This is a genomic window from Myxococcota bacterium (genome assembly GCA_041389495.1).
In the GTDB taxonomy this organism is placed as follows: Bacteria; Myxococcota_A; UBA9160; order UBA9160; family UBA4427; genus JAWKRT01.
In genome coordinates, this window is sequence record JAWKRT010000005.1 from 148,901 (window position 1) to 165,102 (window position 16,202).

A 16,202-nucleotide genomic window follows, 5' to 3' on the forward strand; every position below is an offset into this window, starting at 1 on the left:
CCGCCGGTTCAGCCTGCTTCCACGGCGGCCGATAGGCGTCCGCGGGCGCGCCAGCGTCCGCGTTCCGCATGTCCGTCGGTGGAGGGGTCCCCGTGAACGCGAGGGTCGAGGTCGTGCGCAGGCCGTCGCTGGCGCGCGCGCGGACGCGCCGCGCCGTCGCCGTCGCGCTCGCCTCCCTGCTCGCGTCCGCGGCCTTCGGCGAGGGCCTCGCGCCCGACGGCGCCGGCGCGAGCGACCCGAGCCGCTCGGAGCCGCTGGCCGCACCGCCCGAGGTCGAGGGCCGCGATCCGGGCCGCTCGCCTGCCGCCGCCGTGCCCGCCCCGATCGCGCAGGTCGTGCACTCGGATCCCGAGGAGATCGTGGGCTCGGGGCTCCCCGAGGCCCCACCCGTCGACGGCTACCGCGACGATCTCGAGCGCAGCTGGTTCGGAGGCGGCGCGTCCATGACGAGCCGGGCGACGGCTGCGCGCGTGCGCAAGCTCGAGCTCGGTGCGCAGGCGGTGCTCGGGCCCGCGCACGCGCTGCTCGCCGAGCAGGGCGGCGGCGAGCTCGGGCAGGCGATGCTCGCCGCGAAGCTCGCGCCCGATCTCCCGCTCGCGCACGTCGCGCTCGCGCGCGCCCACTGGGCGGAGGGCGATCGCGGCGAGGCCGCACGCGCGTTCGCCGACGCGCTGCTCGCGATCCCGCGCAACCTCGAGGCCGCGCTGTGGCTCGCGAGCTCGGCCTTGTGGATCGCCGTGATCGCGTTCGCGCTCGGCGCCCTGGGCTTCGTCGCGCTCGCGAGCGCGAGTGCGCTGCCGCGCGCCGCGCACGATCTCGGTGACCTCTTCTCGAAGCACGTTCCCGCGTTCGGGCGCGCCGCGCTGCTCGGCGCACTCCTGCTCGTTCCCGTCGCCCTCGGAGAGGGCGTGCTCGGGCTCGCGCTCGCGCTGTTCGCGGTGGGCGTCGCCTACGGCACCTCGTCGCACCGCATCTCGCTCGCCGTCGCCGCGACGCTGCTCGTGCTCGCGCTCTTCCCGGTCGCCGAGATGGCGGGGCGCGTCGTCTCGATGTTCGCGGCCGACCCGGTCGCGGACGCCGCCTACTCGGTCGCGCAGGGGATCGAGACGGACGACGACGTCGCGCTGCTCGCGGACGCCGCCGCCGGCGACCCGCTCGCTGCGCACGCGCTCGCCGTGCGCGCGCGGCGGACCGGGCACCTCGACGAGGCCTATCGCCGCTACCGCGCGCTCGTCGAGCAGAAGCCGCGCGACCCGGTCGCCCTCACGAACCTCGCCAACCTGCAGTTCCAGCGCGGCGCCATCGACGAGGCCATCGCGCTCTACACGCGCGCGACGGCCGTGCACGACTCCGCCGTGCTCTGGTTCGACCTGTCGCAGGCCTACGCGCGCTCGTTCCGCATGGAGGAGTTCGAGACCGCGCTGCGCCGCGCGCAGGAGCTCGACGCGGACGTCGTCGCCGAGCTCTCCGGCCAGAAGGATCCGAGCCTGATCGCCGACCTGCCCCTCGACGAAGTGGCGCTCGCCGCGCGCATGTTCGAGCACGCGCGAGGCGACGCGTTCGCCGCGTGGCTTCGGCGACCGCTCGCGCCCGCGTGGCTCGGCGCCGACGGGAGGCATGCGGCGCTCGCGTTCGCCGGCGCGTTCCTCCTCGCGCTGATCGTCGGTACGCGGTTCGACCACGCGGGAGCCTGCAGGCGCTGCGGCGTCCGCATCTGCGCCCGCTGCGACGGCACGGTCTGGAACAACCAGACGTGCGAGAACTGCCACCGGCTCTTCAACCACCCCGAGACCACCGAGGGCGGGCTTCGCGCCGCGCGCCTCGCCGCGCTGCGCCGCCGCGAGGCGCGCGTCGAGCGGCTCGCGCAGGCGGTCGCGCTGGTGCTGCCCGGCGCGGGCGGGCTGCTCGCGCGGCGTCCGGACCTCGCGTTCGTCGCCGTGATGCTGTTCGCCTGGGCCGCGACGGCGTGGGCCTGGCGCGAGGGCGCGCTGCCCGACCCGCTCGTCGTCGGCGCCGCGGGTCCGGCCGTGTTCCTCGCGACGGCGGTCGCCTCCGGTCTCGCCTACGTCGTGCTCGTGTTCGCCGCGCTCGCGATCCGGAGGAGCCAGTAGTGGGCGCCGCGCTGAACGGGAACCTGCGCGACTTCGGCATCGCCGAGGTCTTCCAGCTCATCGGCCAGCAGCGCAAGACGGGCGTGCTCGAGATCGCGCACGACGAAGGCCGCTTCCGGCTCGCGTTCGACGCGGGCTCGGTGGTGAGCGCCGCGTGGGGCGGCGGTGCCGACCACGTCGCGCTCGCCGATCTGCTCGTCCGCTGCGGTCTCCTGACGCGCGAACGCGCCGCCGACCTCGGTCGCGCGAGCGTCGAGTCGGCGCGTCCCTATCACGTCGTCGCGGTCGAGCGCGGCGACGTCTCGCGCAAGGACATGGAGCAGATCGTCGAGCTCCTCACGCAGGACGTCGTGTTCCGCGTGCTGCGCTTCAAGACGGGGAGCTTCCACTTCTCGGCGCGTGCGGTCGAGCACGACCGGCCGCCGGAGAAGATGCTGGGCGCCGAGCAGATCCTGATGGACGGGCTCCGCATGGTCGACGAGTGGGGCACGTTCGCCGACCTCGTGCCGAGCGGCGACACCGTGTTCCGCCGCGCGGGGTCGTTCGAGCTCTACCGACAGCGCACGCGCGATGCGCGCGAGGCGGGCGAGCGCGCGGAGCGCGTGTTCCAGCTCGTCGACGGGCGCCTTCCGGCGCGTCGCGTGATCGACCTCTCGCGCCTCGGCACCTTCGAGGGCACGCGCGCGCTCGCGGCGCTGCACCAGTGCCGGGCCATCGAGGTCGTCGAGGGCGTGGCGCTGGCATCGGCGCCGCCGCTCGGCGCGCGCTTCGGCGCGGCGCTCGCGTCGTTGCGCTCGGCCGCGCTCGGCGCCGCGGCGCTCGCGCTGCTCGCGGTCGCGGGATGGGCCGTCGGCCGCCCGTGGATCGAGCCGCCCGCGCTCCCGGGCGTCGCGATCGAGACGTACCCGCTCGAGCGCGCGGCCGCGCGCTTCGAGCGGCGGCGCCTGCGCCACGCGCTCGACGCGCACCGCTACCGCTGGTCGACCTGGCCCGCCTCCCTGGCCGACGTCGCGGCCACCGGGACGCCGGGCGCGATGGCAGCGCCCGAACCGCGCGCCTACTCTTACGCGGCGCGCGGGCGGGACGTCGAGCTGATCGCTCCCGCGCAAGGCCCGGACCAGGCATTCGAGCAGCGCGGCATGCGCCATCCGCTGGGGGCGACGAGGTCGCCCGCTCGCTAGTCGCGCGCTCCCTCGCCGGAGCGCGCCGGGCCCGCGGCCCGCGGATGCCACGCCGCCGAGCGGAGTCGAACCTGCCCGAAGATCGCGCCCGCCAGACCCTCGTCTTCGACGACAACCACGCTGCGGCCCTGTTGTACGGCCCCGCCGAGGCGACGCTCCGCGCCGTCGAGGACGCCTTCGGTGTGTCGGTCCACGCGCGCGGCAACGAGGTGCGCGTGGTCGGCGCGGGCGAGGGCGTCGCGGCCGCGCGCAAGGTGCTCGAGGAGCTGTACGCGCTCGCGAAGGCCGGCCGCGACCTCGAGGCCTCCGCCGTGCGCGACGTGATCCGCATGGTCGACGAGCGCCCCGACGTGAACGTCGCCGAGGTGCAGGAGGACCTGCTCTCGACGGTCGGCGCGCGGCGCCGCATCGGCGCGAAGAACCTCGCCCAGAAGCGCTACGTCGACCTCATGCGCTCGCACGACGTCGTGATGGCGATCGGCCCGGCGGGCACGGGCAAGACCTATCTCGCGATGGCGCTCGCGGTCGCGGCGCTCAATCGCCACGAGGTGTCGCGCGTCATCCTCGCGCGGCCCGCCGTGGAAGCGGGCGAGCGGCTCGGCTTCCTGCCCGGCGACCTCGCCGAGAAGGTGAACCCCTACCTGCGTCCGCTCTACGACGCGCTCCACGACATGATGGACATGGGCCGCGCCGCGAAGCTCATGGAGCGCGGCGTGATCGAGGTGGCGCCGCTCGCGTTCATGCGCGGCCGCACGCTGAACGACTGCTTCGTGATCCTCGACGAGGCGCAGAACACGACGCCCGAGCAGATGAAGATGTTCCTCACGCGGCTCGGCTTCAACTCGAAGGCGGTCGTGACGGGCGACGTCACGCAGACCGACCTCGCGCCCGGCACGACGAGCGGCCTCGCGCAGGCGCTCGAGGTGCTGCGCGACGTCGAGGGCATCGGCGTCATGCGCTTCACGAACGCCGACGTCGTGCGGCACCCGCTCGTGCAGTCGATCATCGAGGCCTACGAGCGCTCCGAGGGTGCGGCGAAGCGGCGCGCGGAAGAGCGCGACGGCGGGCGATGAGCCTCGTCGTCGTCGGCCCGCCGCAGGGCGCGGCGCCGCGGCTCGACCTCGCGCGCCTGCGCCTCCGCGGCGCGGCGGCACTCGCGGCCGTCGATCGCGCGCGCGACGAGCTCGTGCTCTCGCTCGTCGACGACGCCGCGATCCGCGCGCTCAACGCGAGCTACCGAGGCAAGGATCGCGCGACCGACGTGCTGTCGTTCTCGCTGCTCGAGGGCGAGCACCGCGAGCGCCGCGGGCGGCTGCTCGGCGACGTCGTGATCAGCGTCGAGACGGCGCGTCGCCAGGCGCGCGCCGCGCGCCGCTCGCTCGACGACGTCGTCGCGCGCCTGCTGATCCACGGCCTGCTGCACGTGCTCGGCCACGACCACGAGCAGGACGCGGAGGCGCGCGCCATGCGCGCGGAGGAGCGTCGGCTCTGGGCGCGCGCATGCGCGTGAGCGCGCGCGGCGCGGCGATCGCGCTGGGCTACGTCGCGGCGACGGCGCTCGCGTTCCCGCATCCCGTCGGTGAACGCGTGCTCGACCTCGGGCTCGTGCTCGCGTGGCTCTCGCCCGCGTTCCTCCTGCTCGCGATCGACGGGCTCGCGCCCGCGCGCGCGCTGCGCCGGGGCTTCGCGCTCGGATGGGTCGCGCACGCGATCGTCCTCCACTGGGCCTGGGTCGTGACGGTGCGCTACGGGGGCGTCGACCCCGTGCTCGGCCTGCTCGCGCCGCCGGGCATGGCGCTCTATCCCGCGCTCTTCGTCGGCGCCTTCGCCGCGCTCGCGAGCGCGCTGCGCGCGCGCGGCGCGTCGGGCCCGTTCGCGCTCGCCGCGCTCTTCACGGCGCTCGACCACGCGCGCTCGTGGCTCCTCGGCGGCTTCCCATGGGCGACGATCGGGTACGCGCAGCACGAGAACCCGGCGCTGCTCGGGCTCGCGGCGGCGACCGGCGTGTACGGGCTGTCGTTCGCGGTCGCGCTCGGCGGTGCGGCGCTCGCGCGCATCGCGCGCGCGCGCCGCATCGACGCGCCCGCGCTCGCGGCGCTCGGTGGCGTCGCGCTGCTGCACGCGGCCGGCCTCGCGGTGCGCCCCGCGGAGATCCCGGCGGATGCGCCGCGCGTCCGCATCGGCGCCGTGCAGGGAAACGTCCCGCAGGACGCGAAGTGGGTGCGCGAGCGCTTCGCCACGACGCTCGCCGACTACGAGGAGGGAACGCGCGTCGCGGCCGAGCAGGGCGCGCGGCTCGTCGCCTGGCCCGAGTCGGCGATCACGCGGCTCCTCGAGCTCGACGGCGCCGTGCGCGAGCGGATCGAGTCGCTCGCGCGCTCGACCGGCGCTGCGCTCGTCGTCGGCTCGGTCGGCAGCGACACGGACGCGCTCGGCCGGGTCACCGACTACTACGACAGCGCCTTCGCCGTCGCGCCCGACGGAGGCTGGGTCGACCGCTACGACAAGACGCACCTCGTCCCGTTCGGCGAGTACCTGCCGCTGCGGAGCCTGCTCGAGCGCATCGCGACCGCGATCGCGACGGGCATCGCGAGCGGCGACGTCACCGCGGGCGAGCGACCGCGCGCCGTCGACGTGCCGCTCGCGGGCGGCGCGGCGGACGGGATCGAGGCGGCGCGCGCCGCCGGCCGCGCGCCGGCGTCCGTCCGCATCGGCATTCCCGTGTGCTACGAGCTCCTCTTCCCCGACCTGGTCCGGCGCTTCGCGCGCGACGGGGCGAGCGTCCTGGTCGCGATCACGAACGACGCCTGGTACGGTCGCACCGGGGCCCCCTACCAGTTCCTGGCGATGACGGCGCTGCGCTCGGCGGAGACGGGCCTGTGGACGGTCCGCGCGGCGAACACGGGCGTCAGCGCGGTGATCGACGAGCGGGGCCGCGTGCGGGAGGAGACGCGCATCTTCGAGCCGGCCGTGCTCGTGGCCGACGTGCCGCTGCGCACGGCCGCGGGCGGCGCGACGCCCTACGTCCGGTTCGGAGACGTCTTCGCGTACGGTTGTTATGTCGTTGCCGCGTGCGCCGGGCTCGTCGCGCGCCGCGGTGCGGCGCGCTCGGCGGGCGGCGCGGACGCCGCAGAGGGGTGAGGGGAGCGATGGCAGCGAAGGAGCGGAACGGAGCGGGCGACGCGGGGCCGGCGCTCGATGCCAACGAGGTCGACGAGCGCGTCGCCGCACTGCGGGCGCGCTTCGACGAGTTCCGGGGGCGTCTTTGACTTGACCGCGCTGCGCGCGCGCCTCGAAGCGCTCGAGGCGGAGTCCGCGCGCCCGGACCTGTGGAACGACCGCGACCGCGCGCAGCGCGTGAGCCGCGACAAGACGGCCGTCGAGCGCGAGCTCGCGCTCTACGACGAGCTCGCGGCGGGCCTCGACGACGTCGAGGCCCTGGCCGAGCTCGCGCGCGAGGAGACCGACGCCGAGACGCTGCGCGAGGCGGCCGACCAGTGCGAGCGCCTGGGCGACCGGCTCGCCGACGCCGAGCTGCGCCAGCTCCTCGGCGGCGAGTACGACGCGGCGACGGCGATCGTGTCGATCAACTCGGGCGCCGGCGGCACGGACGCGGCCGACTGGGCCGAGATGCTGATGCGCATGTACCTGCGCTGGGCCGAGCGGCGCGGCTTCAAGAGCGAGGTGCTCGACCTCCAGCCCGCCGAGGAGGCGGGCGTGCGCAGCGCGACCCTGCGCATCGAGGGCGACTACGCCTACGGCTACCTCCACACCGAGAAGGGCGTGCACCGGCTCGTGCGCATCTCGCCCTTCGACGCGCAGGCGCGCCGGCACACGGCGTTCGCGAGCCTCTCGGTCGTGCCCGAGATCGACGACGACGTCGACATCGAGCTCGACGAAGCGGACTGCCGCATCGACACGTTCCGCGCGAGCGGCGCGGGCGGCCAGCACGTCAACAAGACCGAGTCCGCCATCCGCATCACGCACCTGCCGACGGGCATCGTCGTGCAGTGCCAGAACGAGCGCTCGCAGCACAAGAACAAGGCGCAGGCGCTCAAGGTGCTTCGCGCACAGCTGTTCGAGCGGCGGCGGCGGGAGCAGGAGGAGCGCGTCGCGGCGCTCGCCGGCGAGAAGCGCGAGATCGGCTTCGGCAGCCAGATCCGCTCCTACACGCTGCACCCGCAGCAGCGCGTGAAGGACCACCGGACGGACGTCGAGATGGGCAACGTCGAGGCCGTCCTCGACGGCGACCTCGATCGCTTCATCCGCGCGACCCTGCTATGGCAATCGGCGCACAGGGCGCCCGCCGGCGCGGGAGCGGTGGCGGGCGCGGACGGGGGAGGCGAGCGATGAGCGAGTACGAGCGCGCGGCGCGCCGCGAGCGGCTCGACGCGCTGCGCGCGACCGGGGTCGACCCGTACCCGGCGCGCGTGGCGGCGACCGAGCCCGTGGCCTCGGTGCGCGCGCGCTTCGACGGCGCGAGCGCGGAGGCGCTCGACGAAGCGCCCGAGCGCGTCGCGATCGCCGGGCGCGTGATGGCGCAGCGCAGCTTCGGGAAGCTCGTCTTCCTGCAGCTGCTGCAGGACGGTGCGCGCATCCAGGTCTCGGCGCGCAAGCAGGAGATGGACCCGGAGGCGTTCGCCTTCGCGAGCCGGCAGCTCGACGTCGGCGACTTCGTGCGCGTCGAGGGCCGCGTGTGGCGCACGAAGAAGGACGAGCTCACCGTCGACGCTTCGCGCGTCGAGATGCTCGCGAAGAGCCTGCGCCCGCTGCCCGAGAAGTGGCACGGGCTGGCCGACGTCGAAGCGCGCTTCCGCCAGCGCTATCTCGACCTGCTCGTCAACGAGCGCGCGCGCGCGACGGCGCTCGCGCGCTCGCGCGTCGTGGCCGCGATGCGCGCCTTCCTCGACGCGCGCGGCTTCGTCGAGGTCGAGACGCCCGTGCTGCAGCCGCTCTACGGCGGCGCCGCGGCGCGCCCGTTCACGACGCACCACAACACGTACGACCAGGATCTCTACCTGCGCATCTCGGACGAGCTCTATCTCAAGCGACTCGTCGTCGGCGGCCTCGATCGCGTCTACGAGATCGGCCACAACTTCCGCAACGAGGGCGTGTCGCGGAAGCACAACCCCGAGTTCACGATGATGGAGTGCTACCAGGCCTACGCCGACTACGCGGACATGATGGACCTGACCGAGGCCATGGTGGTCGAGATCGCCGAGCGCGCGGTCGGCGCGCGCGCGATCGAGTACCAGGGCGAGCGGCTCGACCTGGCGCCGCCGGCGGGCTGGCCGCGCATCACGATGCGCGACGCGATCGCCGAGCACTGCCGCGGCGTCGACATCCTGGCCGCGAAGGACCTCGGCGCGCTGCGCGAGGCGGTGCGCGGCGCGGGGCTCGACCCGGGCGACGCGCCGACCTGGGGCGTGCTCGTCGACGAGCTCTTCAGCGCGCACGTCGAGCCGCGGCTCGTGCAGCCCACGTTCGTGACGCAGCACCCCGTCGAGCTGTCGCCGCTCGCGAAGCGCAGCGCCGAGGATCCGCGCGTCGTCGAGCGCTTCGAAGCGTTCGTCGCCGGCGTCGAGCTCGGCAACGCGTTCAGCGAGCTCAACGACCCGATCGACCAGCGCGAGCGCTTCGAGTCGATGCGCGCGGCGCACGACGCGGGCGACGAGGAGGCGCACCCGGTCGACGAGGACTTCCTGCTCTGCCTCGAGCACGGCATGCCGCCGACCGGCGGGCTCGGCGTCGGCGTCGACCGCCTCGTGATGTTCCTGACCGATGCGCCGAACCTCCGCGAGGTGCTGCTCTTCCCGCACGTGCGGCCGCAGGCGCGCGGCGCCGACGCCGATGGCGACGCCGCGAGCGACGCCGGCGACGGCGCGGACGCCGGCGGCGAGCGCTAGCGGCGGCGCGCGGAGATGGGCGAGGCGGCGGAGATCGGCGGCGCGGCCGCGAGTGCGTTCGGCTGGCTCGCCCCGCTGGCCGCGGCCGGAAGCTCGCTCGCACTCGCCTTCCTGGTCGGCCTGATCGCCGGTCTCGTCGCGCTCACCGTCGTCTTCCTGGGCTCGTCGATCGTCGTGCTCGAGCGCTTCGCGCGCGTCGTGCGCCGCCCGGGCTGGGTCGCCGTGTTCGGCGTCGCGCTCGCGGCGGGCGTGGCCGCGGTGCTCGTCCACGACCAGATGCCGGAGCTCGCAGGGCGTCCGTGGCGCGAGTGGCTCGAGGCGTGGGGCGCCGTCTTCGCGCGCGCGCTCGCAACGACGGCGATCGCGGTCGCGCTGTGCGCGGCCGCGCTGCGCTTCCTGCGTCCCGCGTGGCTCGCGCGCGGCGCCATGCTGTGGCTCGCGCTCGCGGTCGCGCTGTGGACGGCGGGCGCGAGCGCGGCGGTTCCCGTGCTCGCGCCGGCCGGCATGGGCGCGCTCTTCGCGCTCGTCCTCGCGTGGCGCCGCCGGCGGACGGCGCGCGGCCCGGTGCCGCCGCCCGGCGCGTTCGAGCGCGACGTGCGGCTCGCCGTGCTCGCGCTCGCGACCGCGCCCGCATGGGCGTGGCTCGCGGCCGGCGAGCCGGGTGCCGACGTCGCTTCCGCCGCGACGGCGCTCGCCGCGCTCTTCCTCACGCTCGTCGTCTTCGGCCTGCTGCCGCTCGCCGCGGCCGGGCTCGTCGCGCTGCGGCACGGCCCGGAGTGGTTCATCGCCGTCCGCTACCTCGTCGCGCGGCGGCGCCAGGTGTTCATCTCCGCGATCACGGCCATCTGCGTCACGGGCATCGCCGCGGGCGTGTGGCTCATCATCACCGTGCTCTCGGTGATGAACGGCTTCGAGCGCACGTGGCGCGAGGAGATCATCGGCAACCGCGCGCACTTCACCGTGCACAGCGGGTTCGGGCCGTTCGGCGACTACGAAGGCGTGCTGCGCGTCGTCGCCGGCGTGCCGGGCGTGACGGCGGTGTCGCCCTACCTCGACGCCGAGGGCATGGTGCGCACGCAGCACGGCGAGATCTTCGCGGTGCGGCTGCGCGGCGTGGACCCGGTGCGCGTCGGCGCGGTGACCGACCTGCGCGACGACCTGCGCGTCGGCTCGCTCGAGCAGCTCGCCGCGTTCGACGCCGAGGCGGCGCGCGGCGAGGGCGACGCCGGCATCCTCGTCGGCAGCCAGCTGGCGGCCGCGACGGGCGTGTCGCTCGGCGACTCGATCCTGCTCATCTCGCCCTACGGCGGCGCGCCGACGCCGCTCGGGCCGGCGCCGCGCCTCGCGCGCTTCCGCGTCGCCGGCATCTTCCAGTCGAGCTTCTTCCAGTACGACGAGGTCTACACCTACACGTCGCTCGCCGCGGCGCAGGACTTTCGGCGCTCGGGCGACGTGGTCGACGGGCTCGAGGCGCGCACGACCGACTTCTACCGCTCGCGCCAGGTCGCGGCCGAGGTCGTGCGCGAGCTCGAGTACCCGTTCTACACGCGCGACTGGAAGGAGTACTTCCCGGCCTTCTTCCAGGCGCTCAAGACCGAGCGCGTGATGATGTTCGTGCTGCTCAGCATGGTGATGGTGGTGGCGGCGTTCTCGATCGTCGCGACGCTCATCATGATGATCATGGAGAAGTCGAGCGACATCGCGATCCTGAAGACGATGGGCGCCGAGGACGAGAGCATCGAGCGCATCTTCGCGCTCGAGGGCACGCTGATCGGGCTCGGCGGGACGCTGCTCGGCGTGCTCGCCGGGCTCGCCGTGACGACGCGGCTCGACTGGGTCCAGCGCCAGATCGAGGCGCTCACCGGCATCGACACGCTGCCCGCGGAGATCTACCAGCTCTCGACGCTGCCGTCGGAGGTGAACCCGGTCGACGTGCTCGTGATCGCGTCGATCGCGATGGTGCTGTCGCTCGGTGCGACGCTCCTCCCGAGCCGGCAGGGCGCGCGCGTCGACCCCGTGGAGGGGCTGCGCCATGAGTGACGCACCGGCGCCCGCGCCGACCGGCTCGCCCGCGGCGGGCGGCTCGCCCGCGGCGGGCGAGGTGCTGATCCGCACCGAGGCGCTGCGCAAGACGTTCGCGACCGGCGACGCGCGCATCGACGTGCTGACGGGCGTCGACCTCGAGATCCGCGCGGGCGAGCGGCTCGCGATCGTGGGGCAGTCGGGCGTCGGCAAGTCGACGCTGCTGCACATCCTCGGCACGCTCGATCGCCCGACCTCGGGGCGCGTCGAGTTCCGCGGCGAGGACGTGTTCGGCCGCACGCCGTCCGAGCTCGCGCGCCTGCGCAACGCGTCGATCGGCTTCGTGTTCCAGTTCCACCACCTGCTGCCCGAGTTCAGCGCGCTCGAGAACGTGATGATGCCCGGGCTCGTGGCGGGCCGGAGCTTCGACGAGATGGGCGCGCGCGCGCGCGCGATGCTCGGCGAGGTCGGGCTCGCGCACCGGCTGACGCACGCCATCGGGAAGCTCTCGGGCGGCGAGCGCCAGCGCGTCGCGGTGGCGCGCGCGCTCGTGCTCGAGCCCGCGCTCGTGCTGGCGGACGAGCCGACGGGCAACCTCGACCCGGCGACGGGCGACCAGGTGGCCGAGCTGCTGCTCGACATGAACCGGCGCCACGGCACGACGCTCGTCGTCGTGACCCACAGCGCGCGGATGGCCGAGCAGCTCGGGCGCGCGATGGCGCTGCGCGACGGACAGCTGACGACATCGCTCGCGGGCGCCGCGCTCGTCTAGGCGGGCGCGCCCCGCGCGCCGGCCCGTGCGGCGCCGGGCGAACGCGGCGCCGTCGCCCGTCAAGTGTTCGGGAACACAAGGGAAACCCGAGCGGCTTCCTTGCCCGCCGCGCGCCTTCTGCGTACCATGCGCGCGCCTTCCGCCCCGCCTCCCGAGCGGGCATCTCCCCCACGCCTCCCCTCGCGCTTCGGAGGTCCCGCTTGTCGCGTCGCTCCCGGCTGCACGGCCTCGCCGCCGCGTCGACGAGGCGTGTCGGCGCGCGCCCGGCGCTCGCGTGCGCACTCGCGTGCGCGCTCGCCGTCGCTGCGCACGCCGCGCGCGCGCAGGACGTCGCGCCGGACGGTGCCGCGGGCGACGCCGAAGCGGCGAGCGCGACGGCACCGCGCGAGCTCGCCTTCGCCGTGCTGCCGTTCCGCGTGCACGCCGGCCGCAACGTCGCGCCCGTGCCGCGCCCGTTCGCCGAGCTGCTCGGCGAACGGCTCGCGACGCTCGACGACGTGCGCGTCGTCGGGCTCGGCCGCGCGACCGGGCTTCCGGCCGAGGACGCGTTCGCGGCGCTGTCGGACGCAGAGCTGCGGCGCATCGGGCGCGAGGTCGGCGCCGACGCGGTCGTCACCGGCAGCCTCACGCAGCTCGCCGGCCGCCTCAGCGTCGACGTGCGCGTGACGCCGACGTCGGGCGGTGCGCGCGCGCGCAGCCTCGTCTTCACGGCCGCGTCGGGCGAGGACCTGCTCGCGCAGCTGCCCGAGGTCGCGTCGCGCGTGGCGGCGACGTTCTCGTCCGGCGAGGCGTCGCCGCGCGTCGCGGCCATCCAGGTGCTCGCGCCGCCCGAGCTCGAGCAGTCGCTGCGCGCGCGGCTGCGGTCGAAGGTGGGCGAGCCGTTCGACCCGCTGCGCCTGCGCGACGACCGCGAGGCGCTCGAGGCCGACGCGCGCGTCGGCTCGGCGAGCGTCGAGACGCGCCGCACGGAGCGCGGCGTCGAGCTCGTGTACCGCGTCGTGCCGGCGGAGATGCTGCTCGGGGGCGGCGCGCGCGACGCGGGCGATGTCGTGGCGGAGGTGCGCGTCGAGGGCAACCGCCGCATCGAGGCCGACGCCATCCGCACGCGCATCCGCACGCGCGAGGGCGAGCCGCTGCGCGAGACGCAGGTCGCGGCCGACGTGCGCGACGTCTTCGCACTCGGGTTCTTCCGCGACGTGCGCGTCTACACGGAGCCCGGCGACGCCGGCGTCGTGCTCACCTTCGACGTGACCGAGAACCCGGTCGTCCGCCAGATCTCGCTCTCGGGCAACGACGAGGTCGACTCGGACGACATCCGCGAGGCACTCACACTCACCACCGGCTCGACGCTCGACTACCCGCTGCTGCACGAGAACGAGCAGCGCATCGAGGCGCTCTACCGCGCCCAGGGCTTCTACCTCGCGAAGGTGGAGAGCGAGGTGGACGAGGTCGCCGAGGGCTCCGTCGGCATCCTGTTCCGCGTGAACGAGGGCGAGAAGCAGAAGCTCCGCACGATCGAGTTCGAGGGCAACGAGGCCTTCGACGACGACGAGCTCGCCGACGACTTCAACGTCAAGACGTGGAAGTTCTACTCGCTCGCGACGAGCTGGTTCGACAAGACGGGTACGTACTCGGAGCCGATCTTCCTGCGCGACCTGCGCAGCGTGGAGAAGAAGTACACCGACGCTGGCTACCTCCAGGTCGAGATCGGCGACCCGGAGGTCGCCGCCGACGAGGACGGGCTGCGCGTGACCGTCCCGGTCTACGAGGGGCCGCAGTTCTCGGTCGGCGCGCTCGACGTCGCCGGCGACGAGACGGTCGACCTCGAGGCGCTGCGCGAGCGGCTGCGGCTCTCCGAGAAGGCCGTGTTCAACCGCTCGTACCTCACCGCCGACGTCGAGTCGCTCGAGCGCTACTACACCGACCGCGGCTTCTACTTCGCCAAGGTCGAGCCGCTCACGCGCCTCGACCCGGAGACGAAGACGGTCGACGTGCAGTTCCACGTCGAGAAGGGCCCCCTCTACTTCATCCGCCACATCGACGTGTCGGGCAACACGCGCACCGTCGACCCGGTGGTCCGCAACGAGATGCGGATCGTCGAAGGGCAGCTCTACTCCGCCCGCGCGATCCAGATCTCACAGGTGCGCGCGCGCAACCTCGGCTTCTTCGAGGACGTCGCGTTCGAGCCGCGCACGACCGCCGACCCGTCGCAGCTCGACCTCGACGTGACGGTGGCCGAGCGCCCGACCGGCTCGTTCAGCTTCGGCGCCGGCTTCTCGTCGCAGGACCGGCTCGTGCTCACCGCGTCGCTGTCGCAGGCCAACCTGTTCGGGCTCGGCCTCGGCGTGAACCTGTCGGCCGACATCGGCGGCCGCACGAACCGCTTCTTCTTCTCGTACCAGGACCCGTACTTCTTCGACTCGCAGTTCAGCTTCGGGACGACGGTGTTCCTGACCGACGTGCGCTTCCAGGACTTCGAGCAGCGACAGGCGGGCTTCGACCTGAGCTTCGGGCACCCGCTCTCCGAGGACAACACGTCGCGCCTGTTCCTCCGCTACGGCTACTCGCAGCGGCGCGTCCGCCAGGACACGGGCGTGAACGCGGCGGCGGTCATCTTCCGCGAGATCCTGCAGCGCAACGAGAGCAGCTCGACGATCGGCGCGTCCTATCGCTCCGACACGCGCGACGACCGCTTCTCGCCCGTCTCCGGCGACGTCGTCGGCCTCACGCTCGACTACTCCGGGCTCGGCGGCTTCACCAACTTCCTGCGCATCGAGGGACGTTATGCGCACTACTTCGGCGCGCCGGACTGGCTGCCCTACCGCTCGACCTTCGTGTTCTCGACGCGCGCGGGGTGGGCGATCCCGTTCAACACGATCGACGACTTCGACTTCGACGTGAACGAGGTCGCCGGCTGCCAGGCCGCGGGCGACTGCGTCAACGTGAACCCGCTCAGCCTGATCGACACGGACGTCGAGCTGCCGCTGACGGAGCGCTACTTCCTCGGCGGCGTGGGCGCGTTCCAGCTGCGCGGCTTCCGCGCGCGCTCGGTCGGGCCGCGGCGCGCCATCCTGCGCCGGAGCGGCGCGCAGGGGCAGGGCGACCTGTTCCTGCCGGTCGGCCGCGAAGTGAGCTTCGTCAACGGGCAGCCGCGCGGCGTCTGCAACGACCAGCGCGACCCGAGCACCGGGCTCAACTTCAACCAGGGCAACCGCAACGGCGTCTGCAACGACATCACCGACCGCGAGATCGACGACTTCGAGGACCTGAACGAGACGGATGTCGTCGGCGGCAACAAGTTCATCGCGTCGAGCTTCGAGTACCGGTTCCCCATCTCGGAGGAGGTCGGCCTCCAGGGCGTCGTGTTCGCCGACATGGGCAACGCCTTCGATGAGAAGGACGACAACCTGTTCGACGTCACGGAGTGGCGCTACGGTGTCGGCGGCGGCGTCCTCTGGTTCTCGCCGTTCGGCCCCCTGCAACTGGTCCTGGGATTCCCGCTGGATCCGCTCGCGATCGAGGACAGCCCCGTCTTCGAGTTCTCGGTCGGAGGCGCGGGGCTCTGACGGACGGCGAGCGGCGGCGCGCCTCGGTTCCCCTTCGACAGGGCCCCCCGCACCTCGGGCCCGCACACGGACGACGGAGACAGCACATGCGGTTCGGCAGCAAGGCGGTTCGGACGATCGGCGTCGCGCTCGCGGCGGGTGTCGCGCTCGCGACGGCTTCGCCCGCGGTGGCGGAGGACGCGATCAAGATCGGCGTCGTCGACATCGAGCAGGCGCTCGTGTCCACCGAGGACGGGAAGGCCGCGCGCGACGAGTTCGAGCGCAAGGTGCGCGAGGCCGAAGCGCAGCTCCAGCCCATGGCCGACGAGCTCAAGCGCATGCTCGAGGACGTGGAGAAGAAGCAGTTCGTGCTGTCCGAGGACGCGATCCGCCAGAAGCGGCTCGAGGTCGTCGAGCTGCAGAACAAGATCCAGAACCGCAAGCGCGAGATCGAGGGGCAGCTCCAGGTCGATCAGGAGCGGCTGATCGCGCCGATCCGCGATCGCCTCGCCACCATCATCGGCGACCTCGGTCGGCAGGACGGCTACACGCTGATCCTGCACCGGCGCTCGCCCGGCGTCGTGTACGCGCGCGAGGCGCTCGACATCACCGACAAGGTCGTCGCCGCCTACAACAAGAAGTAGCGGCCCCGGCGGCGTCCCCGA

At 73.9% G+C, this 16,202-nt stretch carries 11 protein-coding genes; all 11 read left to right on the plus strand.

Annotated features, from left to right (window positions below):
- Positions 1-92 precede the first annotated feature (92 nt).
- Positions 93-2,111 (plus strand): hypothetical protein, encoded by a 2,019-nt coding sequence (locus R3E88_20540; protein ID MEZ4218870.1) that lies wholly within the window; start codon positions 93-95, stop codon positions 2,109-2,111.
- Positions 2,111-3,292, plus strand: a complete 1,182-nt coding sequence (locus R3E88_20545) for a DUF4388 domain-containing protein (GenBank protein ID MEZ4218871.1) — start codon at positions 2,111-2,113, stop codon at positions 3,290-3,292. The genes R3E88_20540 and R3E88_20545 overlap by 1 nt, the downstream gene beginning before the upstream one ends.
- Positions 3,293-3,336: 44 nt before the next feature.
- The gene (locus R3E88_20550; protein ID MEZ4218872.1) at positions 3,337-4,365 is read left to right on the plus strand and encodes a PhoH family protein; all 1,029 of its coding nucleotides are present in this window, start codon (positions 3,337-3,339) and stop codon (positions 4,363-4,365) included.
- Positions 4,362-4,802 carry an rRNA maturation RNase YbeY gene (gene ybeY, locus R3E88_20555; GenBank protein MEZ4218873.1) on the plus strand — a complete coding sequence of 147 codons (441 nt, stop codon included), beginning with the start codon at positions 4,362-4,364 and terminating at the stop codon, positions 4,800-4,802. Before R3E88_20550 ends, ybeY begins: the two co-directional genes overlap by 4 nt.
- On the plus strand, positions 4,799-6,433 hold the full coding sequence (lnt, locus tag R3E88_20560; protein ID MEZ4218874.1) for an apolipoprotein N-acyltransferase: 1,635 nt from the start codon (positions 4,799-4,801) through the stop codon (positions 6,431-6,433). The genes ybeY and lnt overlap by 4 nt, the downstream gene beginning before the upstream one ends.
- Before the next feature lie 8 nt (positions 6,434-6,441).
- Positions 6,442-7,645, plus strand: a protein-coding gene (prfB, locus tag R3E88_20565) for a peptide chain release factor 2 (protein MEZ4218875.1) whose coding sequence is annotated in 2 segments (ribosomal slippage) — positions 6,442-6,558 and positions 6,560-7,645 — 1,203 coding nt in all. Because the reading frame shifts where the segments join, the coding sequence is not laid out codon by codon here.
- Positions 7,642-9,198 (plus strand): lysine--tRNA ligase, encoded by a 1,557-nt coding sequence (gene lysS / locus R3E88_20570; GenBank protein MEZ4218876.1) that lies wholly within the window; start codon positions 7,642-7,644, stop codon positions 9,196-9,198. Before prfB ends, lysS begins: the two co-directional genes overlap by 4 nt.
- 15 nt (positions 9,199-9,213) lie before the next feature.
- On the plus strand, positions 9,214-11,238 hold the full coding sequence (locus tag R3E88_20575; GenBank protein MEZ4218877.1) for an FtsX-like permease family protein: 2,025 nt from the start codon (positions 9,214-9,216) through the stop codon (positions 11,236-11,238).
- Positions 11,231-11,992: an ABC transporter ATP-binding protein gene (locus tag R3E88_20580; protein MEZ4218878.1), complete on the plus strand. Its 762-nt coding sequence runs from the start codon at positions 11,231-11,233 to the stop codon at positions 11,990-11,992. Before R3E88_20575 ends, R3E88_20580 begins: the two co-directional genes overlap by 8 nt.
- Positions 11,993-12,192: 200 nt before the next feature.
- Positions 12,193-15,558: an outer membrane protein assembly factor BamA gene (gene bamA, locus R3E88_20585; GenBank protein MEZ4218879.1), complete on the plus strand. Its 3,366-nt coding sequence runs from the start codon at positions 12,193-12,195 to the stop codon at positions 15,556-15,558.
- Positions 15,559-15,644: 86 nt separating this feature from the next.
- Positions 15,645-16,181, plus strand: coding sequence for an OmpH family outer membrane protein (locus R3E88_20590; GenBank protein ID MEZ4218880.1), 537 nt, complete (start codon positions 15,645-15,647; stop codon positions 16,179-16,181).
- Positions 16,182-16,202: the final 21 nt, after the last annotated feature.